At 59.9% G+C, this 26,006-nt stretch carries 23 protein-coding genes, 1 other RNA gene and 1 riboswitch; of the genes, 14 read left to right on the top strand and 10 right to left on the bottom strand.

What is annotated here, in order from left to right; all coding sequences use genetic code 11:
• Positions 1–127 precede the first annotated feature (127 nt).
• The 9 genes from B5F98_RS11575 to B5F98_RS11535 all read right to left on the bottom strand — a co-directional run bounded on the left by B5F98_RS11575 (position 128) and on the right by B5F98_RS11535 (position 12,421).
• Positions 128–718 carry an XTP/dITP diphosphatase gene (locus tag B5F98_RS11575; protein ID WP_087372839.1) on the bottom strand — a complete coding sequence of 197 codons (591 nt, stop codon included), beginning with the start codon at positions 716–718 and terminating at the stop codon, positions 128–130.
• A gap of 3 nt (positions 719–721) precedes the next feature.
• Positions 722–1,438: a ribonuclease PH gene (rph, locus tag B5F98_RS11570; protein WP_087372835.1), complete on the bottom strand. Its 717-nt coding sequence runs from the start codon at positions 1,436–1,438 to the stop codon at positions 722–724.
• A gap of 19 nt (positions 1,439–1,457) precedes the next feature.
• Positions 1,458–1,664 carry a hypothetical protein gene (locus B5F98_RS11565; protein ID WP_087372832.1) on the bottom strand — a complete coding sequence of 69 codons (207 nt, stop codon included), beginning with the start codon at positions 1,662–1,664 and terminating at the stop codon, positions 1,458–1,460.
• Positions 1,664–2,530, bottom strand: a complete 867-nt coding sequence (gene ftsY, locus B5F98_RS11560) for a signal recognition particle-docking protein FtsY (protein ID WP_087229700.1) — start codon at positions 2,528–2,530, stop codon at positions 1,664–1,666. Before ftsY ends, B5F98_RS11565 begins: the two co-directional genes overlap by 1 nt.
• Positions 2,531–2,543: 13 nt before the next feature.
• Positions 2,544–6,128: a chromosome segregation protein SMC gene (gene smc / locus B5F98_RS11555; RefSeq protein WP_087372829.1), complete on the bottom strand. Its 3,585-nt coding sequence runs from the start codon at positions 6,126–6,128 to the stop codon at positions 2,544–2,546.
• Positions 6,129–6,291: 163 nt separating this feature from the next.
• Positions 6,292–7,518 (bottom strand): aspartate kinase, encoded by a 1,227-nt coding sequence (locus B5F98_RS11550; RefSeq protein ID WP_087372825.1) that lies wholly within the window; start codon positions 7,516–7,518, stop codon positions 6,292–6,294.
• Positions 7,519–7,574: 56 nt separating this feature from the next.
• Positions 7,575–8,789: a homoserine dehydrogenase gene (locus tag B5F98_RS11545; RefSeq protein ID WP_087372846.1), complete on the bottom strand. Its 1,215-nt coding sequence runs from the start codon at positions 8,787–8,789 to the stop codon at positions 7,575–7,577.
• Between the two features lie 23 nt (positions 8,790–8,812).
• A complete protein-coding gene (locus B5F98_RS11540; RefSeq protein ID WP_087229691.1) occupies positions 8,813–9,253 on the bottom strand; it encodes an ACT domain-containing protein in 441 nt (146 codons plus the stop codon).
• A 477-nt stretch (positions 9,254–9,730) separates the two neighbouring features.
• Complete coding sequence (locus B5F98_RS11535) at positions 9,731–12,421, bottom strand: transglycosylase domain-containing protein (protein ID WP_158099851.1); 2,691 nt, start codon at positions 12,419–12,421, stop codon at positions 9,731–9,733.
• Positions 12,422–12,739: 318 nt separating this feature from the next.
• Here B5F98_RS11535 and B5F98_RS11530 point away from each other — a divergent pair, with 318 nt between their 5' ends.
• From B5F98_RS11530 to B5F98_RS11515, 4 genes are all read left to right on the top strand, one after another.
• Entirely contained in the window at positions 12,740–13,027 is a 288-nt protein-coding gene (locus B5F98_RS11530) for a DUF1292 domain-containing protein (protein WP_087372818.1), read from the top strand.
• Between the two features lie 11 nt (positions 13,028–13,038).
• A non-coding RNA gene (gene ssrS, locus B5F98_RS11525) (6S RNA) lies at positions 13,039–13,237 on the top strand.
• A gap of 178 nt (positions 13,238–13,415) precedes the next feature.
• The gene (locus tag B5F98_RS11520) at positions 13,416–14,966 is read left to right on the top strand and encodes a peptidylprolyl isomerase (protein ID WP_158099850.1); all 1,551 of its coding nucleotides are present in this window, start codon (positions 13,416–13,418) and stop codon (positions 14,964–14,966) included.
• A gap of 308 nt (positions 14,967–15,274) precedes the next feature.
• The gene (locus tag B5F98_RS11515) at positions 15,275–16,000 is read left to right on the top strand and encodes a tRNA threonylcarbamoyladenosine dehydratase (protein WP_087372813.1); all 726 of its coding nucleotides are present in this window, start codon (positions 15,275–15,277) and stop codon (positions 15,998–16,000) included.
• On the opposite strand, the gene B5F98_RS11510 is transcribed toward B5F98_RS11515, so the two are convergent.
• Positions 15,975–16,526 (bottom strand): phosphatase PAP2 family protein, encoded by a 552-nt coding sequence (locus B5F98_RS11510; protein ID WP_242961669.1) that lies wholly within the window; start codon positions 16,524–16,526, stop codon positions 15,975–15,977. The genes B5F98_RS11515 and B5F98_RS11510 overlap by 26 nt on opposite strands.
• A gap of 135 nt (positions 16,527–16,661) precedes the next feature.
• On the opposite strand from B5F98_RS11510, the gene B5F98_RS11505 reads away from it, so the two are divergent.
• From B5F98_RS11505 to B5F98_RS11460, 10 genes are all read left to right on the top strand, one after another.
• The gene (locus B5F98_RS11505) at positions 16,662–17,741 is read left to right on the top strand and encodes a hypothetical protein (protein ID WP_087372810.1); all 1,080 of its coding nucleotides are present in this window, start codon (positions 16,662–16,664) and stop codon (positions 17,739–17,741) included.
• A 270-nt stretch (positions 17,742–18,011) separates the two neighbouring features.
• Positions 18,012–18,512 (top strand): 5-(carboxyamino)imidazole ribonucleotide mutase, encoded by a 501-nt coding sequence (gene purE / locus B5F98_RS11500; RefSeq protein WP_087229673.1) that lies wholly within the window; start codon positions 18,012–18,014, stop codon positions 18,510–18,512.
• Between the two features lie 37 nt (positions 18,513–18,549).
• A complete protein-coding gene (purC, locus tag B5F98_RS11495; protein WP_087229670.1) occupies positions 18,550–19,260 on the top strand; it encodes a phosphoribosylaminoimidazolesuccinocarboxamide synthase in 711 nt (236 codons plus the stop codon).
• Positions 19,261–19,278: 18 nt separating this feature from the next.
• Positions 19,279–20,703, top strand: coding sequence for an amidophosphoribosyltransferase (locus tag B5F98_RS11490; protein WP_087229667.1), 1,425 nt, complete (start codon positions 19,279–19,281; stop codon positions 20,701–20,703).
• Positions 20,704–20,708: 5 nt separating this feature from the next.
• Positions 20,709–21,758, top strand: a complete 1,050-nt coding sequence (purM, locus tag B5F98_RS11485; RefSeq protein ID WP_087372807.1) for a phosphoribosylformylglycinamidine cyclo-ligase — start codon at positions 20,709–20,711, stop codon at positions 21,756–21,758.
• 3 nt (positions 21,759–21,761) lie between these two features.
• Complete coding sequence (purN, locus tag B5F98_RS11480; RefSeq protein WP_087229661.1) at positions 21,762–22,400, top strand: phosphoribosylglycinamide formyltransferase; 639 nt, start codon at positions 21,762–21,764, stop codon at positions 22,398–22,400.
• Positions 22,401–22,427: 27 nt separating this feature from the next.
• A riboswitch (ZMP/ZTP riboswitch) is annotated at positions 22,428–22,506 on the top strand.
• 55 nt (positions 22,507–22,561) lie between these two features.
• Positions 22,562–23,275 (top strand): IMP cyclohydrolase, encoded by a 714-nt coding sequence (locus B5F98_RS11475; RefSeq protein WP_087229657.1) that lies wholly within the window; start codon positions 22,562–22,564, stop codon positions 23,273–23,275.
• Positions 23,276–23,278: 3 nt separating this feature from the next.
• Entirely contained in the window at positions 23,279–24,451 is a 1,173-nt protein-coding gene (locus B5F98_RS11470; RefSeq protein WP_087372805.1) for a phosphoribosylaminoimidazolecarboxamide formyltransferase, read from the top strand.
• 15 nt (positions 24,452–24,466) lie between these two features.
• Entirely contained in the window at positions 24,467–25,723 is a 1,257-nt protein-coding gene (gene purD / locus B5F98_RS11465) for a phosphoribosylamine--glycine ligase (protein ID WP_087372802.1), read from the top strand.
• 12 nt (positions 25,724–25,735) lie between these two features.
• A partial coding sequence (locus tag B5F98_RS11460; protein ID WP_143482797.1) for a helix-turn-helix transcriptional regulator occupies positions 25,736–26,006 on the top strand: 271 nt, incomplete at its 3' end.

Genomic DNA, 26,006 nt, shown 5'->3' with positions numbered 1-26,006 from the left:
TGGCCGCTCCACCTACTGTTTAGATTTTAAACATAAATTCGATTTTTGCCCGCTTTTAGGGGGCTTGGGTTTGTGCGCCCTTTTTCGGAATGGTACTTAGACTACAATGTTTCAACCTTGAGCTCCTTTATTTGTTTAGATATTCTTTCAGCTTCTCCTGGAACAGGGCCAGTGCACGGCCCCGGTGGGAGATCTCATTTTTCTCCTCTGCCGTCAGCTGGGCAAAGGTCTTTTTCCGCTGGGACAGGAAGAACACGGGGTCATACCCGAACCCGCCCTCGCCCTGAGGCGCATAGGCGATGGTGCCGGGGCACTCCCCCCGGGCGGTGATCACGTCCCCATTGGGGAAGCAGCAGGTGATGACCGAGACGAATTTGGCGGTACGGGGCGTCTGGCCCCGCATATTCTCCAGCAGCAGGCGGTACCGACCCGCATCGTCCAGGCCGGGCCCGCCATACCGGGCAGAGTACACGCCAGGGGCTCCCCCCAGAGCGTCCACACACAGGCCCGAGTCATCGGCGATGGCGGGCATTCCTGTGGCCTCCATCACCGCTTTTGCCTTGAGCAGGGAGTTGTCCTCAAAGGTCTCCCCGGTCTCCTCCACATCCACGTGGACCCCCAGCTGGGACTGGAGGCACACCTCAATGCCCAGCTGAGAGAGAATGTCGTTCATCTCTTTGAGTTTTTTCTCATTTTGGCTGGCCAATACCAATTTCATGCCTCAACCCTCCAAAATCTCTTTCTGACGTGCAATGAGCTCCTCAATGCCCTTCTGACACAGAGCCACCATCTGCTGCTGCTCGGCAATGGTGAACGCCCGGCCCTCTCCGGTACCCTGTAGCTCCACCAGCTCGCCCTGCTCGTTCATCACACAGTTCAGGTCCACCATGGCCGAGGAGTCCTCCTCATAGCACAGGTCCAGCATGGGCACGTTGTCCACGATGCCCGCAGAGATGGCGGCCACATAGTGTTTTACGGGAGAGGCGGGCAGCACTCCGTCGGACACCAGCTTGTTGCACGCCATGGCCAGGGCCAAAAAGCCGCCGGTGACGCTGGCGGTACGGGTGCCGCCGTCCCCCTGCAACACGTCGCAGTCCACAGTGATGGTCATGTCGGGCAGCATGGTCAAATCCACTGCCGCCCGGAGGGAGCGGCCAATGAGCCGCTGAATCTCCGCCGAGCGGGGGGACAGCTTCAGCTTGGACACGTCCCGCCGGGACCGCTCCCGGTTGGCCCGGGGCAGCATGGAGTACTCCGCTGTCACCCAGCCGGTGCCCTCAGCCACGTGCCGGGGAGCAGTCATCTCCACGCTGGCGCAGCACAGCACCTTGGTATTGCCACAGGTGATGAGGACGCTGCCCTCGGGAAATTTGACAAAATTGGTTTCAATGTGAATGTCTCTGAGCTGGTCCACCGCTCTTCCATCCAAACGAGTCATATCTTTCTCCTCCTTACATTTAGCCCACAAAGCCTAGGTTCACGGCCTGAATCACGGCCACGACAATACCCAGCACAGCCAGGACAATTCCCACCATGCGGGCGGTGCGCACCGACTGCTCCGGCACGTCCTTCCGCTTCATGCGGCGCTGCAAATAGGGGCGGGGATTGACGGCATACCACACGCCGTACACCGCCACCAACAGGCTTACCATCAACCAAGTCATTACAGCAGCGCCTCCACAAACGCCTTGGCATCAAAGGGCTGCAGGTCTCCCACCTGCTCGCCGACGCCCACGTACTTCACCGGCACCCCCAGCTCCTTAGCAATGGCGATGACGATGCCGCCCTTGGCGGTACCGTCCAGCTTGGTGAGGACAATGCCGGTAATGCCTGCGCTCTCCCCAAACTGTTTGGCCTGGATGAGGCCATTTTGTCCGGTGGTGGCATCCAGCACCAGCAGGGTCTCCCGGCTGGCATCGGGGCACTCCCGGTCAATGACCCGGGAAATCTTATTCAGCTCGTTCATCAGGTTCTGCTTGTTGTGCAGGCGTCCGGCGGTATCCACCAGCACCACGTCGGTCTTCCGGGCCTTGGCAGCGCTCATGGCATCATACACCACGGCGGCGGGGTCTGCCCCCTCGTGCTGCTTGATGATGTCCACCCCGGCCCGCTCCGACCAGATGGTGAGCTGATCGGCGGCGGCAGCCCGGAAGGTATCTCCGGCGCACAGCAGCACCCGCTTGCCCTCACCCTTCCAGCGGGCAGCCAGCTTTCCGATGGAGGTGGTCTTGCCCACGCCGTTGACGCCGATGAACAGCACCACAGCGGGGGTGCGGCTCATATCCACCCGGGGGTCGCCCACCGTGAGGATTTCGGCCAGAATTTCCTTCATGCAGGCCTTGGCCCCATCGGTGTCCTTGATCTTATTGCGCTTGCACCGCTGCTTAAGCTCCTCCACGGCCTCCATGGTGGTCTCCGCCCCCATATCCGCCATGACCAGAGACTCCTCCAGCTCGTCGTAGAAGTCGTCATCCAGTTTGGAAAAGCCGTTGAAAATTCCGATCTTTCTGATTTTATCAAAAAAACCCATGTTTGGTCACCTCTTATGTTGTTTCTGGAATGATTTCCTGTGCCATCTCGTTGAGATTAATGGTGAGAATGCGGCTGACACCCTGCTCCTGCATGGTCACGCCGTAGAGGACGTCTGCCTCCTCCATGGTGCCACGTCGATGGGTGATGGCGATAAACTGGGTCCGGTCGCTCATCCGCCGCAGATACTGGGCGTAGCGCACCACGTTGGCGTCGTCCAAGGCCGCCTCGATCTCGTCCATGACGCAGAAGGGAGTGGGCCTCACCTTCAAAATGGCAAAGTACAGGGCAATAGCCACAAAGGCCTTTTCACCGCCGGAGAGCAAGCTGATGATCTTCAGCGCCTTGCCGGGGGGCTGGGCCTTGATCTCAATGCCGCAGCCCAGCACATCCTCCGGGTCCTCCAGCTCCAAGGTGGCCTTGCCACCTCGAAACAGCTCTAAGAACGTCTCCTGGAAAGCCCGCTGAATCTCCTGGAACTTCTCCTGGAAGATGTCGGTCATTTCCCGGGTAATCTGGCGGATGATGCCCTCCAGTTCCCGCTTGGACCCGGACACGTCATCCCGCTGGTCGGTAAAGTAGCTGTACCGCTCAAAGACCCGCTGGTACTCCTCCACCGCATCGGGGTTGATGCTGCCCAGGGCGGAAATACCCCGTTTCAGCTCTCCAATGCGCCGTGTGGCCTTGGCAGCAGACTCCAGCTCCACCCGCTGACTGCGGGCCGCCTCGTGGGAGAGCTGGTAGTTCTCCCACAGCTTGTCCAAAATCTGGCCTTCCTCCATGGCCGCCGCCATGGACTTCTGCTCCAGCACGGACACTTCCCGCTCCATGGACAATAGGTCGTTGTTCTTCTCTCGGGCCTGCTTGTCCGCCTGGTTGCGCTTTCCCTCCAGCTCCAGCTTCTTCTGGTTGACTCCGGTGAGCTGTCCGCTCCAGGTCTCCCGCTGGCGCAGCAGCGCCTGCACCTGGGTGTCCTGCTCCACCATCTGCTGGGCAATCTGTTGGTTCTGGGCCCGGAGCTGCTCCACCATGGCCTGACGGCCCGCAGTGTCCCCAGACAAGTCCTGCTGCAACTGCTCCAGCTGGGACAGGTTCACCTGCATGGCGTTCTGCTCGCCCTGGAGCCCGGCCAGCTTGGCCCGCACAGCGGCCATTTCTCCGCTGCATTCCTCCAGCTGTTGCTGTAAGGTGCTCTGTCCCTGGGTCTTATCCTGAGACTGAGCCTGGATGGCCGCCGCAGAGCCCTCCAGTTGGGTGATACGCTCCTTGGCCCGCTGGGCCGCCTGGGCGTTTTCCTCTCCACGCTGCTGCAAGGTCTCCCGCTCCTGGCGCAGGGTGGCGCACCGCAGCTCCACCTGCTGGAGCTGCTGCTGGTGGTGCTCCAGCTGCTGGGAGTGGGTGAGCACGGCGTCCTCCGCCTGCCGCAGCTGAGAGGCCGCGTTGTCCAGCTCATACTGCGCCGCTGCCTGCTCCCGCTGGACCTGGGCCAGCTGCTCTTTGGAACCCGCCATCTCCTGCTCCAAGGCGGTCATCTGGCCCCGCAGCCGTTGCAGCTCGTTGGCCCGGGAGAGAATGCCCGCAGACCGGGAGGCAGAACCGCCGGTCATAGAGCCGCCGGCGTTGAGGACCTGGCCGTCCAGGGTGACAATACGGAAGCGGTGTCCATACCGCCGGGCCATGGCCATGGCCTGGTCCAAATCCTGAGCAATGACGATGCGCCCCAGCAGATTGGACATCACATTCTGATAATCCTCATGGTATTCGATGAGTTCATTGGCCATGCCCACATACCCTGGCTGGGACTCCAGCCCCGTCTCCCGGAGGGAACCCGGTCGCATGGTGTTCATGGGCAGGAAGGTAGCCCGGCCACCGTCCCGGCGTTTGAGCCAGCCGATGGCCTGCTTGGCGTCCTGGTCCCGCTCCACCACCACGTGCTGCATGGCACCGCCCAGGGCAATTTCAATGGCCACTGCATAGGCGTCGGGCACATGGATGAGCCCCGCCACCGGGCCGCGAATTCCCGACAAGCCGCCTCGTTTGGCCTCGCCCATGAGCAGCTTGACGGATTTGGAATATCCTTCGTAGAATTTCTCCATTTCGGAGAGCATGTGGATGCGGGACTGGAGGTTGTTGTGGTCCATCTCCAGGCGGCGGTGGGTCTCCATGGCCTGCTGGACCTTCCGCTGCCGAGTTTGCAGCCGCATCTGATAGCCTGCCATGGTGTTGGACACCCCGTCCCGCTCCTCTACCAGCTTGTCCATCTGGCCTTGGAGGCGTCCGTGCTCCTCCTCCATGTCCCGCTTCTGGGCCTCCTGCTCCAAAAGCTCCCGGGCCACGCTCTCCTCCCGGTCCATCAGCTCCTGACCCGCCGCAGACAGGGCGGACAACAGGGCCTTGGCCTCTCCGGCGGATGCCTGTTCCAGCCGCTCCTGTTCCCGCAGCTGGGCCAGCTCCTGGTCCAGACCGCCCACCGAGTCCATGAGGTGGCGGCTTTTCTCCTCCAGCTGCTCCAGCTGGGCCTGGCAGTCCTCCATGGCCCGCTCCACTTGCTCCAAGCGTTCCCGGCGCTGCTGCACCTGCTGAGCCAGAGAACCGGCCCGGCCCGCCTGCTGCTCCAGCTCGTCTTGGATGCGCTGGATGTTGTCCGTGTTGTTCTTCTGGTCCCGGCGCAGCAGCTCCAGCTGGCTCTGTCCTTGGTGCACCTGCTGCTCCAGGTCGCTCTGGGCCCGCCGAATCTCCTCGGCCTGTACCTCATGCTGCTGCATCTGCTGGGCATATCCTTCCGCCTGCTGGTAGAGTCCCTCCAGCTCCTGCCGCAAGGCCTCCCGGTGAGCGGTGGCGGTGTCCAGGGCGGTTTTCAGCTGGATGCTGCTGGAGCGCAGCTGCTCCAGCTGCTCCAGCCACAGGGAAATCTCCAGCCCCCGCAGCTCGTCCCGCATCACCAGATACTTCTTGGTCTTCTCCGCCTGCACCCGCAGGGGTTCCACCTGGAGTTCCAGCTCGCCGATTTTGTCGTTGATGCGCACCAGGTTTTCCTCGGTGCGTTGGAGCTTCCGCTCCGCCTCCTCTTTGCGGTGGCGGTACTTGGAGATGCCCGCCGCCTCTTCAAAGACCTCACGCCGGTCCGAGCTCTTCACCGACAGAATTTCGTCGATCTTGCCCTGTCCGATGATGGAATAGCCCTCCCGGCCCAGACCGGTATCCATAAACAGCTCATTGATATCCCGCAGGCGGCAGGAACGGCGGTTGATGTAGTACTCACTCTCTCCGGAGCGGTAGTACCGCCGGGTCACCGCCACCTCCTGCTCCTCCAGGTCCAGCAGGTGCTGGCTGTTGTCCAGCACCAGCGTCACCTCTGCAAACCCCAGGCTCTTGCGCTTGGCGGTGCCGTCAAAGATGACATCCTCCATCTTGTTGCCCCGGAGGGTACGGGTGGACTGCTCCCCCATCACCCACCGTATGGCGTCGGCAATATTGGATTTTCCCGATCCGTTGGGGCCCACAATCACGGTGATATCGGCGCCAAAGGTCAACACCGTCTTCTCCGGAAAGGACTTAAACCCCTGAATCTCCAGCGCTTTTAAATACAATCCTCGCACCTCGCATAAAAGGTCTGCTTCGCGTCCTGCCCAATCCATGGATTCGCAAGACAATACGTATTGATTGTATCATTATTCCCCCCTTGTTGCAACTGTTTCCCCCGTTTTTTCTATTCCACGCAAAAGGGGTGGCCCCACCGGGCCACCCCTTTTTGTCTACAAATTACCGTGCGCCGTTGAATTCGTCGTAGAACCGATCGTGCACCACCTGCACCGCCCGGTCGGCATCGCAGCTGTCCACCAGCACAGAGACCTTGATCTCACTGGTGGAAATCATATTGATGTTGATGCCCGCATTGAACAGAGCCTCGAACATGGTGGCAGCCACGCCGGGGTTGTTGATCATGCCAGCGCCCACGATGGACACCTTGGCGATGTTGTCCGAGACGTCGATGTGGTCGAAGGCGATTACATCCCGATTCTCCTCCAGCAGCTTCTGAGCCAGCTCCATGTCGCTCTTGGCCACGGTGAAGCTGATATCCTTGGTCTCGCTGCGGCCAATGGACTGGAGAATGATGTCCACGTTGACGTTGTTCCGGGCCAGCAGAGAGAAGATTTTAAAGGCGATACCCGGGGTGTCCTCCAGGCCCACCAGAGCCAGACGAGCAATGTTCTTATCCTTGGCCACACCGCTGATATGAGACTTTTCCATGCGCTTGACTACCTCCTTGACTTTTGTACCGGGTGCATCGGTGAAACTGGAGAGCACCTCCAGCCTGACGTCATAGCGTTTGGCCATTTCCACCGAGCGATTGTGCAGGACCTGAGCGCCCAGGGACGCCAGCTCCAGCATCTCTTCATAAGTAATTTCTTCCAGCTTCCGGGCGTTGGGCACCAGACGGGGGTCGGCGGTGTATACGCCGTCCACGTCGGTGTAGATCTGGCACAGGTCGGCGTGGAGCACGGCTGCCAGAGCCACCGCAGAGGTGTCCGAGCCGCCCCGGCCCAGGGTGGTGATATCCCCGTGCTTGTTCAGGCCCTGGAAGCCGGTAACGATGACAATGCGCCGCTTGTCCAGCTCCTCCAGAATGCGGTCGGGCTTCACCCGCTTGATGCGGGCGTTGGTATAGCCAGAATTGGTGTGGAATCCTGCCTGCCAACCGGTGAGGGACACCACGGGGCAGCCCATCTGCTCGATGGCCATGGCGCACAAGGCGCAGGAAATCTGCTCGCCGGTGGACAGGAGCATATCCATCTCTCGGCGAGAGGGGTCGGGATTGAGCTCCAGGGCTTTCTCAATGAGATCGTCCGTGGTGTCTCCCTGGGCGGAGAGCACCACCACCACATTGTTTCCCTTTTTGTATGCGTCGGTGATGATGCGGGCCACATTGCGCACACGCTCCGCATTTGCCACCGAGGAACCTCCAAATTTTTGTACGATTAATGCCATTGCACATTCAATCCTTTCGGGCTGTATTCTGCCCTATACTATGCCGATCTGGCGGGTCAGTTGAGCACGCGGATGAGGGAGAGTACCTCCATCCCCTCCAGCTTGAAGCGAAGCTGCTGCTCCGTCATAGCCTGCTCGGTGATACCGGCGGTCTCACCGGCTGCTGCCCCGCTGCGAGCTAGCAGCTTGATCTCGCCCACGTGGGTGCGAAGAGCGTCCGCCCCTGCCTGAACCCGCACGTAAAAGCGGCTGGCCAGCTCGTCGGTGCCGCACAGCGTCTGGTCATCGCCCTGCTCCCAGGTGATGGGGGGACGGGCCCCCTTAGAGCGGGCAATGTCCATCACATCCGCCACCACAGCGGAGGCGGTGGGCAGCTTGCCAGCGCCGGGGCCGTAGAACATGACCTCGCCCACAGCGTCTCCTTTCACCAGCACCGCATTGAACACATCCTCTACGCCTGCCAGGGGGTGGCTGCCATCCACCAGATGGGGCGCCACATAGGCACACACCCGTCCGTCCGGCTGGCGTAGCGCCCGGCCCAGCAGCTTGATCTTCTTGCCTGCACCGTCGGCATAGTCCACATCCGCCAGGGTGATACCAGTGATGCCCTCGGTGGGCACCAGCTGGGGGTCCACATTCTTGCCGAAAGACAGATCCGCCAAAATGCAGATTTTCCGGCAGGCGTCATAGCCCAGGATATCCGCCGACGGGTCCCGCTCGGCATATCCATTCTCCTGGGCCTCCTTCAAGGCCGCCTCAAAGGAGAGCCCCGCCCCGATCATCCGGGTGAGGATATAGTTGGTGGTACCGTTGAGGATACCGCAGACCTCCTCCATCTGGTTGGCCGCCAGACACATGGTCAAGGGGCGAATGATGGGAATGCCACCGCCCACGCTGGCCTCAAAGAGGTAGCACACGCCCTTCTCCTGAGCCAGTCGGGTGAGCTCCAGCCCGTGACAGGCCACCAGCTCCTTGTTGGAGGTCACCACGTGCTTGCCTGCGCTCAGAGCCCGCTGGGTGAAGTTCAAAGCCACCGTGGCTCCGCCGATGGTCTCCACCACCACGGACACCTCCGGGTCCTCCTCGATCACCGAAAAGTCCTTCACAAAGGTACCGCCATAGGGCGACTGGTCAAAGTCCCGCACGTCCAAGATGTACTTGACCTGTACCTCGTCCCCTACACTGCGGGCGATGGCATCTTTATTTTGACACAGCACCTGAGCCACTCCGGACCCCACGGTGCCGTAGCCCAAGATCGCTACTTTTACCATGTTGTTCACCTCGTTCACTTGTCTTATCCGGCCAGCACTTCACAACGCAGCACTTCCGGCAAATCCCGCAAGGTGGCCAGCAGATCTTCCAGCTCCATGCTCAACCCCGAAGTCTCCAGACCCAAAGTCACCGCCGCAGACTCGCCGCCCGGGATGGCCTGATTGATGGTGAGGACATTGCCCCCCCAATCTGCAAACATATTCAGCACGCCGGAAAGTGCTCCCGGCCGATTGCGCAGCAGGATCTGGATGGTGACAATCCGACCGTGGAGCATATCCCGAAACGGACGTACTGCATCCTTATATTTGTAAAACGCACTGCGGCTGATGCCCACCCGCTGGGTGGCGGCATTCACCGTCTGTGCCTCGCCGGTCTCCAGCAACCGCTTGGCCTCCGCCACCTTCAAATAGATCTCCGGCAATGCGGATGCCTCCACAATGAAATACCTGGGTCTCTGCGACATACATGGATCCTCCTTTTGCTAAGCACATCGCTAATGTCTTTCCATTGTGGTCTATTGTATCACGCAGATGGACAGATGGCAATTTTCTTTTCCTAACATTTTGCACAAAATTATTCCATATGTTTACATGTTTTTGCACGTAATGAGAAAACATGCACAAACAGACTGCCAAAAGCCTCATGCCGATGTAAGAAGAATAGCTGATCTTGCATATATAAAAGGCCCTCGGCAGAGTTTTCCCGCCCGTGGGGGCGGGAAAATCAATCAAAATCCGTTTTTTCCGGGGACATGCGCATCGGAAAAAACACTTCTCAGCCCGCCAGTGTGGAATTGGGTCGCCCTTTGACCCAATTATGCATGCAGCGGGCTGCATCCTTTCGAGAAAATGCTGGCATTTTCGAGAAGCGTGTCGAACTTTTCGACACGCTGAAAAAAGACTCCCCGGACCATCCGGGGAGTCTTTTCTACTGAGCAATATCAGGATTCCGGCTCCTGCGACGCGCTGGGCTTGGGGTCCTCATTTCCCTCGTCTCCGGGCTTCTGCGAGGCCGACGGGTCCGTGGGCTCTTGCGAGGTGGAGGGCTCGGGGTCAGTGGGTGTGCCGCTGTTGTGCACCGTGCACTGGCCGTTGCCTTGCACCGTGGACAGTAAGGCACCAGCATCCAGGATTGTGGCTCCGGACTCATTGTTCCGGGAGTAGTCCACAAAGGTCACGGTCCGGACAGAGCTGGAAGGACAGTAGGGTCCAGCCAGATGATAGCCCCCAGAGGCAGAGCCCTCGGTGCAGATGTCCACGGCCACATGGCAGGAACAGTACTGGCTGGGCACATCGCTGCTGAGCAGGGTCATGTTCTGAACCCGGCTGCCCCGGACATCCATGGAGCAGTTGTCGGTGGCCAGCTTTCCGCAGTCCTTGCAGATGCTCACCGTCACCACGCCAGAGGGCTGGGTGAATTCCTCTCTGGGCAGGTCCTCATGGACACGGCTCATGACCTTCTGCCACAGAATGGTGGACGGGCTGGGCCACATGTCGCCGATGCTCTCGCTGTTGGGATAGCCGATCCACACCGCAGCGGTGTAGTGCTTGGTGTAGCCCGCGAACCACTGGTCGTTGGCGGCATCGGTGGTACCCGTCTTACCGGCCACCAGCTGGCCGGAAATGCGGGCAGCGGTACCGGTACCACTGCTGACTACGTTGGTGAGCAGCTGGTTCATATAATAGGTAGTGCGCTGATCCAAGATATACTCGGTGGAGGGCTTGTTGTCGATGAGCACTTTCCCATCGTGGTCCTTCACCGTCAGGTACGTGGTGGCCTCAGTAAAAGCACCGTCCCGGGGGAAGGTGGCATAGGCAGCGGCCATCTCAAAGGTGGAGATACCCTTGGTCAGACCACCCACAGCCAGCTGGCTGTATCCCAGGTCCGTCTTCACCTCGCCGTTCTCCAGCACCATTTCATCCACCATCGTGGAGATCTTGAACTTCTCCGTCATATATTCGTAGGAGGTCTGGAAGCCCAGCTTCTCCAGCACGTTGGCGGAGACGGTGTTGATGGACTGGGTGACACCCTCCAGCACCGTGGTCAGGCCTCGATACTTGAGCGGATAGTTCTTCAGCCAATAGGAGCCCATCCAACGGGGCACATCGTCGGTGACGGTATTGGGGGTGATAAGGTGCTCATTGATGGCCGGGGCGTACACAGCCAAAGGCTTGATGGACGAACCGGGCTGACGCACCGTATCCGTAGCGTAGCTCCAGCCCCGGTTGATGGTCTTTTCGCCCACGTCGCCGCCAATGGCCACCACGTAGCCCGTGGTGTTGTCCACCACGGTGATGCCGGACTTCATCTCCTGGCCCGAGCTGGAGATATAATTGAGGTTGCTCTTGTCGTTGTATACCTCGTCCACAGCCGCCTGAACCTCCGGGTCATAGGGCACAACGATCTCCAGACCGCCGCTGTACACCATCTTGGTGACGACCTCATAGGATAGGCCAGTCTGTTCCATCAGGTCCTCGGTGACCTCGTCAATCACCGCCTCCACGTACCAGGAGTAGATGGTCTTGGTGCTGGTGTTGGCGTTGTTGTACTCCTCTTTCTTCTCCTCGTCCCAGTCGGAACGGAACACCAGCTCTTCGGCCTTGGCCTGGTCCCGGGTCTCTGCGCTGATGGCCTTGTCCCCCAGCACATCATCTTTGGCCATCTGGTCCAAAATCAGCTCCTGACGTGCCTTGTTGTAGTCCCGGGCCGTCCACACGGTGCCCTCGTCAAAGCTGTTCTTCGCTCCGCACTCGGAACACACATCATCCTTGGTCAGAGAGTACTCACCGCAGTTGGTGCACTTATAGCGGGTAACCTCCAAGGTGGAGTAGGGGCTATACAGAGAGGGGTTGTTGGTGATACCAGCCAGGCTGGCGCACTCGGCCAGAGACAGCTCGGACACGTCCTTGCCAAAGTACATCTGAGAGGCAGACTGTACGCCGTAGCATCCCTGACCCAGGAAGATCTCATTGAGATAGTAGGTGATGATATCTTCCTTGGTGTAGTTCTTCTCCAACTCCAGAGCGGTGAAGATCTCCAGAATCTTACGCTTGACGGTGACGTCATCGTAATCGGTGATGTTCTTCACCAGCTGCTGGGTCAAGGTGGAACCGCCAAAGGTGTTTCTCATGCCGATGAACATGTTCACAAAGGCGCCGGCGGTACGGTACCAGTCCACACCGTTGTGCTCCCAGAACCGCTTATCCTCCACAGCTACCACTGCATTGACAAGGTCCTGGGGAATTTCATCATAGTCCACCCATTGGCGGTTTTCTGCGCCCACCAAGGTTTGCAGTTCCACCAGTTGACCGTTGTCATCCTCGTACTTGATGACAGAGTTCTCGTTGATGGTGTAGGCGGACAGGTCTAGCTTGGCCTCGGGAATGATGACATTGGTGATATACACCGCAGCATAACAGGCCATGAACGCACTGGTGACGATGCCGATGAGCAGCAGGGTCCCCAGCACCTTTCCCACACGCAGGGCAATTTCTGACCGCTTGGTGGGTGCCTTCTTACGGGGCTGGTGGGGACTCCCCTCCCCGCTTCTCTCCGGACTTGCTCCACGGGTCTGGGATGTGTCGTGCCGACGCCTGGGTCCACGTTCCGAAGAGGGTCGATTTCGATTCATCTCTGACATAATGGGTACCTCCGATGTATTGGGGCGCAATGCGCCCAACTCGTCTTCCTTTTTCATTCTTCTATAACTTATTTCCGTCAAAATACGATATTTTTCAGCACATTCTTCTGGAATTTTTTGCTTATACACCGAATTGACTCATGATATTATAGCACACACACCCTGCTTTGTCCACCCTGCCCCCGGAGCGCCCCGGAAGCTTCGATTTTCTTTTCTCAATTCTCCCCCTTGCATTTTCGCCCCGTTGCAGTTACAATAAAGCCAGCGAAAGACATTCGCCCGAAAACGCCCTAAGGAGGACTTATAGGCATGAGCGAAGAATACGGACCTGATTTCGTCACCGTCACCGATGAGGACGGCAACGAATTTGAATTGGAACATCTGGGCACACTGGAGTATCGGGACAACACCTACATGGCCTTTGTCCCTGCTGACATGGACGAGGATGACGAGGACTTCGGCCTGATTCTCCTGCGCGTGGCTGAGGAGAACGGGGAGCAGATCCTGGCTGACATTGACGATCAGGAGGAGCTGGACCAAGTCTACGAGCAGTTTATGACTCAGCTGTTCAACGAGGACGACGAGGACGCCCAGTAACCTTTTGTAATGAATCCCTGCCTTGTCTCGTGACTACCTTTTTAAAACCCACATCTTTTAAACGGGATGTCCCCTCATCTGGCGGATCGCAGGCCTCCCGGACCTCTTCGGAGTGTTTGGACGTTGGAAGTGAGGAAACCAGATGGAGACAACCCACCTGCATTTGCGTGCAGGTTTTTAATTGGGTGGCACGGCTATGGCGGGGTCCTTTGATGACTCAGGCGATGCAGAGCGAATCTGCATCGCCTTTTTCCTTGTGACAATTTCCGATTTTTTCTTGCATACGCCAGCCCCACGTGGTATAATATGCCCGTTCGGCACATCTCTCAGACGTGGTGTGCCGTTCTTCCCACCGGGGATACCACTGAATACTGAGAGGATTGATACCATGAGTGCATCCAGAGAGAAGAAGCAACGCCAAACCGTTGCCCCTTCCGACAAGAACTCCAAAGCCTATTCCGAACAAGCTGCCTACAAGCGTAAGGTGCGCACCTACACCGCCATCGGTGTTGTGGTGGCCATCCTGGTAGCTGCCCTGATTACTTGGAACTCCGGCTTCTTCCAGCGCCGTGCCACTGCCGCCACCATTGGTGACACCAAGGTGAGCGTCTCCGAGCTGGGTTACTATTATTATAACATCCGTTACATGTACGCCTACTACTACGGCGCCGTGGACCCCAACACCCCCGACAACGAGCAGATGTATGATGAGGAAGAGGGCAAGACCTACCGCGACTTCTTCCTGGAGTCCGCCCTGAGCCAGGCTCAGAACGACAAGGCTCTGTATGACGCCGCTGTGGCGGCCGGTTACTCCAAGTCCGACATTCAGGAGGACCTGGACGAGCGCATCGACTCCACCAAGAGCGCTGCCAAGACCTCTGCTGTCTCCTACAAGGCTTACATCCAGTCCATGTATGGTCAGTACATCACCCCCAGCGTCTATGAGGACCTGGAAGCCCGCTCTCTGCTGGCCACCAAGTACTACAACGACGTCTACACCGACACCAAGGAGTCCTTCAGCGAGACCGATCTGGAGGATTACTACAACGAGCACAAGGACGACGCCGATACCTTCAAGTACTCCTACCTCTACTTCAAGGCTGACGAGGTGGAGGAGACCGATGACGAGGGCAACACCCTGAGCAACGACGAGATCTCCAAGCTGAAGGAGGAGGCCATGGCCGCCGCCAAGACCAAGGCTGACGAGGCTCTGGCCGCTTACCAGGAGGGCACCGATGTGGCCAAGCTCATCTCCGAGACCTCTCCCAGCAACTCCGCTGACCACACCACTGTGGTGGGCGCCTCCTCCCTGTCCAGCATCTACAAGGACAAGCTGCTGGAGCTGGAGAAGGACCAGGGCGCCGTGGTGGAGAACACCGACGCCGGCTACTACGTGGTGATCTTCCACGACCGCTACCAGGACAAGACCACTCCCGCCACCATCCGTGACATCCTCATCAAGGCTGAGACCACCACCGACGAGGATGGCAACACTGAGGCTCCCACCCAGGAGGCCTGGGACGCCGCCAAGGCCAAGGCTGAAGAGGTCATGGCCAAGTGGGAAGAGAGCGACAAGACCGCTGAGGCCTTCGGCAAGCTGGCTGAGGAGTACTCCGCAAGCTCCACTGCTTCCAACGGCGGTGTTACCACCGGCGTGAAGTCCGGCACCCTCAACGACGATCGGAACAGCTGGCTGTTTGAGGAAGAGCGTGCCACGGGTGACGTGACCATGGTCCAGCACCAGGACAACCCCGATTCCACCTCCGCCTACTTCGGCTACCACATCACCTACTTCCAGGAGTGGGAAGAGGAGTCTTGGAAGCAGACCGTCCGTTCCGCTCTCACCACCGACGCTATGACCGACTGGTCTGACGAGCTGCTGGGCAGCGACACCTACGCCACCGCTCTGGCTGACGGTGCCAAGTACTTTGGCTACTAATTCCACTTGATTTTCAAATTTCCCCGGCGTATCCTAATACGCCGGGGAAATTTTAGACTGTCAATCAAGCGAACGTCTAGCAAAAAGTTCTGATTGTATTGCATAGACAAAAGCCCTCGGCAGAGTTTTCCCGACTACAGGCGGGAAAATAAATTCAAATCCGTTTTTTCCGAGGACATGCGCATCGGAAAAAACACTTCTCAGCCCGCCAGTGTGGAATTGGGTCGTTCTTTGACCCAATTATGCACGCAGCGGGCTGCATTTTCTCTCAAAAATGCTGGCATTTTTGAGAAAGGAGGCAAACTGACATGGAAGACCAATTCATTCGAACCCGTATGCTGTTGGGAGATGCCGCCATGGAGCGGCTACAGCACAGCCACGTGGCTGTGTTCGGCCTGGGCGGCGTGGGCAGCTGGTGTGCCGAAGCCCTGTGCCGGTCCGGGGTGGGTGAACTGACCCTCATTGATCTGGACGATCTGTCCGTGAGCAACATCAACCGCCAGGCCTTCGCCCTCCACTCCACCGTAGGGATGAAAAAAGCGGAGGCTGCTGCCCTCCGCTTAGCTGATATCTCTCCCACCTGCCAGCTCCACCCCATGGCCGCCCGATATGAGGCCCAGACCCGAGAGGAATTTTTCCAGCACTCCTATGACTGTATCGTGGATGCCATTGACCTGGTGTCCTGCAAGCTGGACCTCATCGAGACCGCCCATGCCCGGAATATCCCCATCATCTCCGCCATGGGCACTGGCAACAAGCTGGACGCTCAGCAGCTGCGCATTGCAGACCTGTCCAAGACTGAGGGCTGTCCCCTGGCCCGGGTGGTGCGAAAAGAATTGAAAGCCCGGGGGATTCTCCACCACCCTGTGGTGTTCTCCCCCGAGCTTCCCTCTCGTGCCCACGACGGGACGGAGACGCCTCCGCCTGGCCGCCGTTCCATTCCTGCCAGCTCCATGTGGGTGCCCGCCAGCGCAGGCCTGTTGCTGGCCCAGTGGGTGATCTCCTATCTCACCGACGAGAAAACCGCTCACTGACCCGCCGGACCACCCAGCTGGCCAGGATACCACAGCAGGTTCCAATCACCGCACCCGTCAACACATCGGTGGGGAAATGCACCCCCACATACAGACGGGACAACCCCATCAGGGCCGCAGCCACCAGGGCTGCGGCCTTTGCCCATTTGGGCTTCACGGTGAGAAACAGCGCCACGCCAAAGGCAAAGGCCGCCGTGGTGTGTCCAGACGGAAAGGAATTGGGGTCAGAACTGGTGACCAGGCACATAAAGTCCTCCATGACCACCCAGGGCCGTGGCCGGGTGATCAGCGGCTTGATGGTCAGGTTGGTCACCACCGCCCCAAACGCCAAGGCGGTCAATGCGGTAGCTCCTGCCTTTCTGGTCTGTCGAAAGGCCAACAGCAGCAGGGCCACGGCGATAAAGCACAGGCCGCCATTGCCCAGATTGGTGTAGAACATCACCAGGGGGTCCAACCAGGCCATGCGCAGGTGTTGGGCAATCCACCACAGGGCCCCCTCGTCCAATTGTTGTATCAACTCCAGCACAGTGGTACTCCTTCCCTTGACCCAAGGGTCAAGCCTATTGTATAATTGTTCCTGTAAGACAAAATATGGTCTATTCTACTGTATTTTGTCCAGACTTGCAAGAAGATTTCCATGTGATCTTTTGAGGTGAGTGTCATGAAGCAAATTCTCTGCCTGTCCCACACCCCATGGCAGGCTCGCCCCAACCGCACCCAGCAGCTGCTGGCCCGACTCAGCGACATCCAAATTCTCTTTTTTGAGCCTCCCGTCCCCCGTGGGATGCCGAGCCCCAAGCAGGGCCGCAAGATGCGCCCCCATATTACCGTGTATACCCTTCCCGCTCCCATGTTCGCCCGATGGAATCACCCTTCCATGCAGCGGCGAGATGAGCAGCGCTGCGCCAACTTTATGGAAAAGGTCCTGATTCACCACCATTTTCGGGAGCCGGTGTTGTGGTGCACCAGTCCAGAACAGACCGTTCATCTGGACCAGTTGGCATACAGCGGCCTGGTGTACGACTGCTACCGGGAGTGGGACGAGAACTATCTGGACGAAGAGAGCGATTTGACCTGCCACGCCGACGTGGTGTTTGCCGCCTCTCCTGGATTGGTCCAGCGCCTCTCCCCCTGCAACGACAGCGTGCACCTGCTGCCCAACGGGGTCAACGACCGCATGTTCACCCGCCCCGGACTCACGGTGCCCCTCTGTCTCTCCCAGCTGCCCTCCCCCATTCTGGGCCGGGTGGGAGATATCAACGGCCGGATCGAGCTGGAGCCCATGCTCCGGGCCGCCCACACCCATCCGGAGTGGACCTTCCTGCTCATGGGCCGGGTCACCCCCACGGTGCGCAGCCGCCTGCGCCGCTATCCCAACATCGTCCTGGCCGGGCCTGTCAACCCGGTGGAGTTGCCCGACTACCTGTTCGCCTGCGACGTGCTCTTTGACCTCTTCCACGCCGACACCAAAGGCAGCGATATCATCCCCCCTCGCATGTATGAATATCTGGCCTCAGGAAAGCCCATTGTCACCATGATTGACCCCGATCAGGTGGAGCCCTTCCCCGATGTGGTGTACACCGCCTACGATTCCGCCGGATTTGTGCGCCGTTGCTGCCGGGCACTGGAGGAGGAGTCCTCCCTGGCTGCCCCTCGCAGACAGAACTATGCCCGCAACGCCTCCTGGGCCAGCCGCGCCAAGGACGCCCTGGAAATTCTGGACCGGGCCGGGTTATTCTAACCAGCCCTTATAGAATCCGCAGGCAATCCATTGTGTAAGCTAACGAAAAAAATTTTATACCTTGATTTTCCCCCTCGTTTGTGTATAGAATAAAGATACTTTTTGTAGAGAGGTGTTGCCCTGTGAAGGCCGAGCATTTTTCTGTTGCATCTGGCATGTCTCAGGGCATCTCTGCGTCCAAATTCCGTCCATAATCCAAACAGGCCGACTACAAGTGCGTGGTTGGCCTGTTTGATTTTTGGCATGCGTTTTGTAAAGGAGAATGGAACAATGAGTAAAAAAGTTGCAGTTATCATGGGTTCTGACTCGGATTGGCCCGTGGTGAAAGGTGCCTGTCAACAGCTTGCCCACTATGGCATTCCCTACGAGGCCCACATCATGAGCGCCCACCGCACGCCCGCCCAGGCCGCTGAGTTTGCCCGCTCCGCCCGTCAAAACGGCTTTGGCGTGATCATCTGCGCTGCCGGAATGGCCGCTCACCTGGCCGGCGCTTTCGCCGGAAATTCCACCCTCCCCGTCATCGGAATCCCCCTCAAGGGCGGCGCTGTGGACGGTCTGGACGCTCTGCTGGCCACGGTCCAGATGCCCAGCGGCATCCCCGTAGCCACCGTGGCCCTCAACGGCGCCAAGAACGCCGCTGTGCTGGCCGCCCAGATCCTGGCTGTCACCGACGACGAGCTGGCCTCCCGTCTGGACGCTGACCGGGACATCATGGCCGCTCAGATCGCCGCCAAGGAAGACAAGCTCCAGCAGGAACTGGCTGAACTGTAATTTCATTCACTTTGAGATAGAGAAAGGACGATTTATCATGAATAAACTGGAACAGCTGTATGAAGGAAAGGCCAAGAAGGTGTTCGCCACCGAGAACCCCGACATCGTGATCGTCTCCTACAAGGACGACGCCACCGCCTTTGACGGCGCCAAGAAGGGCACCATCCTGGGCAAGGGCGCCATCAACAACCAGATGAGCAACTTCCTCATGTCCCAGCTGGAAAAGGCCGGCGTCCCCACCCACCTGGTGGAGGAGCTCAACGAGCGTGAGACCGCCGTGAAGAAGGTTTCCATCGTCCCCCTGGAGGTCATCATCCGCAACATCTCCGCCGGTTCCTTCGCCAAGCGCTACGGCGTGGAAGAGGGCATTGTGTTCGACCAGCCCACCATCGAGTTCTCCTACAAGAACGACGACCTCCACGACCCCCTCATCAACGACTACCACGCTGTGGCTCTGAAGCTGGCCACCTGGGAGGAGATCGAGCAGATCAAGACCTACGCCTTCGCCGTCAATGAGTTCTTGAAGAAGACTCTGGCCGAGTGCGGCGTGACCCTGGTGGACTTCAAGCTGGAGTTCGGCAAGACCTCCGACGGCACCATCGTCCTGGCCGACGAGATCAGCCCCGACACCTGCCGCTTCTGGGACTCCAAGACCGGCGAGAAGCTGGATAAGGACCGTTTCCGTCGCGACCTGGGCAACGTGGAGGGCGCTTATCAGGAGATGAGCCGCCGCCTCATGGGCAAGTAATTTACTAGGAGGAACAGCATGGGAGGCTTTTTTGGCGCCGTCTCTAAGCGGGACGTAACTCTTGATATCTTTTTCGGCGTGGACTACCACTCTCACCTGGGCACTCGTCGGGGCGGCATGATCATTCATGACGCCGCCGACGGCTTCCAGCGTCAGATCCACTCCATTGAAAACACCCCCTTCCGCACCAAGTTCGAGAAGGATCTCCACGACTTCCACGGCTGCAGCGGCATCGGCTGCATCAGCGACACCGACCCCCAGCCCCTGCTGGTTCGCTCCCACCTGGGTCTGTACGCCATCACCACCGTGGGCGTCATCACCAACACCGACCAGCTGGTGGCAGAGCATTTTTCTGAACCCGGCCACCAGTTCATGGCCATGAGCTCCGGCAAGGTCAACTCCACCGAGCTCACCGCCGCCCTCATCAACCAGAAAACCAACCTCATTGACGGTATCCGCAACGCCCAGGAGCTCATTGAAGGGTCCATGACCCTTCTCATCCTCACTGAGCACGGCGAGATCATCGCCGCCCGGGACCGTCTGGGCCGTCTGCCCGTCCTCATCGGCAAGGGCCCCGAGGGCCACTGCGTATCCTTCGAGTCCTTCGCCTACCACAAGCTGGGCTATGAGGACGCCTACGAGCTGGGCCCCCGTGAAATTGTCCGGGTCACTGCCGACGGCTTTGAGACCCTGGTCCCCGCGGGCGACGAGATGAAAATCTGTGCCTTCCTGTGGACCTACTACGGCTACCCCAACTCCAACTACGAGGGGGTCAATGTGGAGGTCATGCGCTACCGCAACGGCGAGATCATGGCCCGGGACGAAGAGGCCCGAGGCGTGCAGCCTGACGTGGACTTCGTGGCCGGTGTGCCCGACTCTGGCGTGCCCCACGCCATCGGCTACGCCAACAAAAGCGGCAAGCAGTTTGCCCGTCCCTTCGTGAAATACACCCCCACCTGGCCCCGCTCCTTCATGCCCGCCAACCAGGAAGTGCGCAACCAGGTGGCCAAGATGAAGCAGATTCCTGTGCCCGAGCTCATTCAGGACAAGAAGCTTCTCTTCGTGGACGACTCCATCGTCCGTGGCACCCAGCTGCGGGAGACCGTGGACTTCCTCTACGAGTCCGGGGCCAAGGAAGTGCACATGCGCTCCGCCTGCCCCCCCATCATGTACAGCTGCAAGTATCTGAACTTCTCCCGGGGCAACTCCGACATGGACCTGCTGGCCCGTCGCACCATCCAGGAGCTGGAGGGCGACGAGGGTCAGAAGCATCTGGAGGAGTACGCCGACGCCAACACCGAGCGTGGCCAGTGCATGCTCAAGTCCATCTGTGAAAAGATGGGCTTTGACTCCCTGGGCTATCAGTCCCTGGACGGCCTGCTGGAGTCCATCGGTCTGGACCGGGATAAGGTGTGCACCTACTGCTGGAACGGAAAGGAGTAACTTTCATGAATCATTCTGACTCTCACTCTGCCTCCTACGCCGCTGCCGGCGTGGACGTCACCGCCGGATATGAGGCGGTGCGCCGCATCAAGCCCATGGTGGAATCCACCTACATCCCCGGGGTCATGGGTACCCTGGGCGGCTTTGGCGGCATGTTTGCCCCCGACCTGAATGGCATGAAGAAGCCCGTGCTGGTGTCCGGCACCGACGGCGTGGGCACCAAGCTGAAGCTGGCGTTCCTCATGGACAAGCACGACACCGTGGGCATCGACTGCGTGGCCATGTGTGTCAACGACATCATCTGCGGCGGCGCCATGCCCCTGTTCTTCCTGGACTACATCGCCTGCGGCAAGAACGACCCCGCCCGCATCGCTGACATCGTCACCGGCATCACCGAGGGCTGCCGCCAGGCTGGCTGCGCCCTGGTAGGCGGTGAGACCGCCGAGATGCCCGGCTTCTACCCCGTGGACGAGTATGACCTGGCTGGGTTCTCCGTTGGCATGGTGGACGAAGAGAAGATCATCGACGGCAAGTCCCTGGCCGAGGGCGACGTACTCATCGGTCTGGCCTCCTCCGGCGTACACTCCAACGGCTTCTCTCTGGTTCGTAAGGTCTTCGACGTGGAGCACGCCGACCTGAAGACCCCCATGGACGAGCTGAATGGCAAGAGCCTGGGCGAGGCCCTGCTGGAGCCCACCCGCATCTATGTCAAGGCCGTGAAGGCCGTGCTGAGCGCTGGCGTGGATGTCCACGCTGTCAGCCACATCACCGGCGGCGGCTTCTATGAGAATGTGCCCCGCATGATGGTGGACGGCCTCACCGCCCAGATCAAGCTGGATTCCTTCCCCACCCTGCCCATCTTCTCCCTCATCCAGAAGGCGGGCAACATCCCCGCCCGGGATATGTACAACACCTTCAACATGGGCATCGGCATGATTCTGGCCGTCCCCTCCGCCCAGGCTCAAGCCGCTCTGGATGCCCTGGCCGCAGCTGGCGAGACCGCCTACCAGATCGGCAGTGTGGTGGCTGGCGAGGCTGGCGTGGAGCTGGTGTAATCCATGGGAACACGTATTGCCGTTTTGGTGTCCGGCGGCGGCACCAACCTGCAAGCCCTCATTGATGCCCAGGCCCGGGGTGAGCTGGGCGGCGGCACCATTGCCGCCGTCATCTCCTCCAAGGCCGGGGTATACGCCTTGGAACGGGCGGAGAAGGCGGGGATTCCCCACTATGTCATCCCCCGCAAGGAGTATCCCTCCAACCAGGCCATGACCCAGGCGCTGGTGGCCAAGCTCCGTGAGCTGGACATTGACCTGGTGGTGCTGGCAGGCTTTATGATCATTCTCACCGAAGAGATGGTGCAGGCCTACCCCAACGCCATCTTGAACGTCCACCCCGCTCTCATCCCCTCCTTCTGCGGAGAGGGCTGCTACGGTCTCCACGTCCACGAGAAGGCCCTGGAGTACGGGGTGAAGGTGTCCGGTGCCACCGTCCACTTTGTCTCCGAGGAGTGCGACGGCGGCCCCATCGTGCTGCAAAAAGCCGTGGCTGTGGAGGAGGGGGACACCCCCGAGACCTTGCAGCGCCGCATCATGGAGCAGGCCGAGTGGCACATCCTGCCCCAGGCCGTCTCCCTGTTCTGCCAAGATCGGCTCCATGTAGAGGGCCGAGTGGTCCACATTCTGCCCCCGCAAGCTTGACAAAGGCGCTCAGGACATGATACAGTTAATAGGCTATATGACTGACGGAAGTGGGTTGACCACAGGGAGTATAGCCGTAGAAATGCCGACCGTCTGGGCGCACCTATTTTGTGGATAGGTGCGCCCTTTTTCTTTGACCAACACTTTGAGGAGGTACCACTATGACAACTTTGGATCTGTGCCAGGAGCTGTCCCGCAACCCCTACCCCGGCCGAGGCATCGTGCTGGGCCGCACCGCTGACAACAAGCATGCGGTGATCGCCTACTTCATCATGGGCCGCAGCGAAAACAGCCGCAACCGCATCTTCGAGGAGACGGACGACGGCATCCGCACCCGGGCCTATGACGAGAGCAAGATGACCGATCCCTCCCTGATCATCTATCACCCCGTGCGCCAGGTGGGCGAGGACACCATTGTCACCAACGGCGACCAGACCGACACCATCCAGCAGGGCCTGCTGGCTGGCAAGACCTTTGCCGAGTCCCTGCGCTCCCGCTGCTTCGAGCCCGATCCCCCCAACTACACCCCTCGCATCTCCGGTCTGCTCCTCAAGGACGGAAGCTACAAGCTGTCCATTCTCAAGTCCGCCTACGGCAACCCCGATTGCAACCTGCGCTACTTCTACGAGTACGACGCGCCCCTGCCCGGCACCGGACACTTCATCCACACCTATCAGGAGAACCTGGACCCCCTGCCCTCCTTTGAGGGTGAGCCCCGTCTGGTGGCCATCACCGCCCCTGATGCCGAGACTCTGGCTGGGGACCTGTGGCTGTCCCTCAACGACGAGAACAAGGTCTCCCTCTTCGTCCGCTACATCGACCTGGAGACCGGGGACTGTGAGACTTCCATCATCAACAAACACTGGGAGGTTTAAATCATGCGCGAACTGGAACTGAAATACGGCTGTAACCCCAATCAAAAGCCCGCCCGCATCTACATGGACGAGGGTGAGCTGCCCATCACCGTCCTCAACGGCAAGCCCGGCTACATCAACTTCATGGACGCCCTCAACTCCTGGCAGCTGGTGAAGGCCCTGAAGAAGGCCACCGGCCTGCCCGCCGCCGCCTCCTTCAAGCACGTCTCCCCTGCCGGTGCCGCTCTGGGCACCCCCCTCACCGAGGTGGAGAAGCAGATCTACTTCGCCGACGGTTTTGACACTTCCCCCATCGCCTGCGCCTACATCAAGGCCCGCGGCGCGGACCGTCTGTGCTCCTACGGCGACTGGGCCGCCCTGTCCGACGTGTGCGACGAGGCCACCGCCCGGTTCCTGGCCATGGAGGTCTCCGACGGCATCATCGCCCCCGGCTACACCGACGAGGCCCTGGCCATTCTCAAGACCAAGAAGAAGGGCAACTACAACGTGGTGCAGATTGACCCAAACTACGAGCCCGCCCCCATTGAGACCCGCCACATCTACGGCATCACCTTCCAGCAGGGCTACAACAACTTCGAGATCAACGAGAGCCTGCTGGACAACATCGTCACCGAGAACAAGGAGCTGCCTGAGGCCGCCCGCCACGACCTGCTGCTGGCCCTGCTGACTCTGAAGTACACCCAGTCCAACTCCGTGTGCTACGTCAAGAACGGCCAGACCATCGGCGTGGGGGCCGGCCAGCAGAGCCGCATCCACTGCACCCGTCTGGCTGGCTCCAAGGCGGACAACTGGATGCTGCGTCAGCACCCCAAGGTCCTGGGCCTCCAGTTTGTAGACAACATCCGCCGTCCCAACCGGGACAACGCCATTGACGTGTACATCTCCGACGAGTACGAGGATGTGCTGGCCGAGGGCGTGTGGCAGGAGACCTTCAAGGTCAAGCCTGAGCCCCTGACCCGGGAGGAGAAAAAGGCCTGGATTGCCCAGATGCACGGTGTGTCCGTGGGCTCCGACGCCTTCTTCCCCTTCGGCGACAACGTGGAGCGGGCCCGCAAGTCCGGCGTGGAGTACATCGCCCAGCCCGGCGGCTCCATCCGGGACGACAACGTCATTGAAACCTGCAACAAGTATGGAATCGTCATGGCCTTCACCGGCATGCGCCTGTTCCACCACTAAGAGGAGGGTCAACCCATGAGAGTACTCGTAGTGGGCAGCGGCGGCCGGGAGCACGCCATCTGCTGGAAGCTGGCCCAGTCCCCCAAGGTCACCGAGCTGTTCTGCGCCCCCGGCAACGGCGGCATCGCCCAGGTGGCCACCTGCGTGGATGTCAAGGCCACCGACGTGCCCGGCATGGTGGCTTGGGCCAAGGAACACCACATGGATTTCGTCATGGTGGCCCCCGACGATCCCCTGGCCATGGGCATGGTGGACGCTCTGGAGGAGGCGGGCATTCCCGCCTTCGGCCCCCGGGCCAACGCCGCCATCATTGAGGCCAGCAAGGCCTTCTCCAAGGAGCTGATGGCCAAATATCACATCCCCACCGCCGCCTATGCCACCTTCACCCAGCTGGACAAGGCCCTGGCCTACATCGAGGAGCAGGGCGCTCCCATCGTGGTGAAGGCCGACGGCCTGGCCCTGGGCAAGGGCGTGGTGGTAGCCTCCACCGTGGAGGAGGCCAAGCAGGCCGCCACCGAGATGATGGCAGACAAGAAGTTCGGCGAGTCCGGCTCCACGGTGGTCATCGAGGAGTGCATGGTGGGCCCCGAGGTCACCGTACTGGCCTTTGCCGACGGCAAGCACGTGGTCCCCATGCCTGCCAGCCAGGACCACAAGCGAGCCTTTGACGGCAACCAGGGCCCCAACACCGGCGGTATGGGCGCCATCTCTCCCCCGCCCCAGTACACCCCTGAGATTGCCAAGCAGTGCATGGAGGAGATCTTCCAGCCCACCATTGACGCCCTCCAGGCGGAGGGCCGCCCCTTCCACGGGGTCATCTACTTCGGCCTCATGCTCACCCCCAAGGGTCCCCGGGTGGTGGAGTACAACGCCCGCTTCGGTGACCCCGAGTGCCAGGTGGTGCTCTCCCTGCTGGACACCGATTTGATGGACGTGCTCCAGGCCTGTGTGGACGGCACTCTGGACCAGCTGGACATCCAGTGGAAGAAGGAGGCCGGGTGCGTGCTGGTGCTGGCCTCCGGTGGCTATCCTCTGGACTACAAAAAGGGATATCCCATCTCCGGGCTGGAGGAGGCCGGTAAGACCTCCGTGGTATTCCACGCTGGTACCGCCCTGAAAGACGGCCAGTATGTCACCAACGGTGGCCGAGTATTGGGCGTCACCACCACCGCCCCCACCCTGGAAGAGGCCATTTCCAACGCCTATGAGGCAGGCAAGCACATCTCCTTCACCGACATGCACTTCCGCACCGACATTGGACACGCATTTTAAGGAGCGTTTTCTATGATTACCTTGGCCCAGCGCATCACAGAATTGCGCACCCAAAAGGGCATGAGCCGCCCGGAGCTGTCTCTGGCCCTGGGCCTGCCCAAAACCGCTGTGGAGAAGTTCGAGACGGGGCGTCAGACCCCCACCCAGGAGCAGCAGAAGAAGATGGCCGCCTATTTTGGCGTGTCTCTGTTCTACCTCCGGGGGGAGAGCAATGATCCCACCACCCAGGACAGCTGGATGAATGGGGCCATTCCCGACGACGACCCCGCCCCCTATCTCCCAC

Source organism: Pseudoflavonifractor sp. An44, assembly GCF_002161675.1.
Classification (GTDB): domain Bacteria; phylum Bacillota; class Clostridia; order Oscillospirales; family Oscillospiraceae; genus Enterenecus; species Enterenecus faecium.
This window is presented reverse-complemented; position numbering and strand designations above follow the sequence as displayed.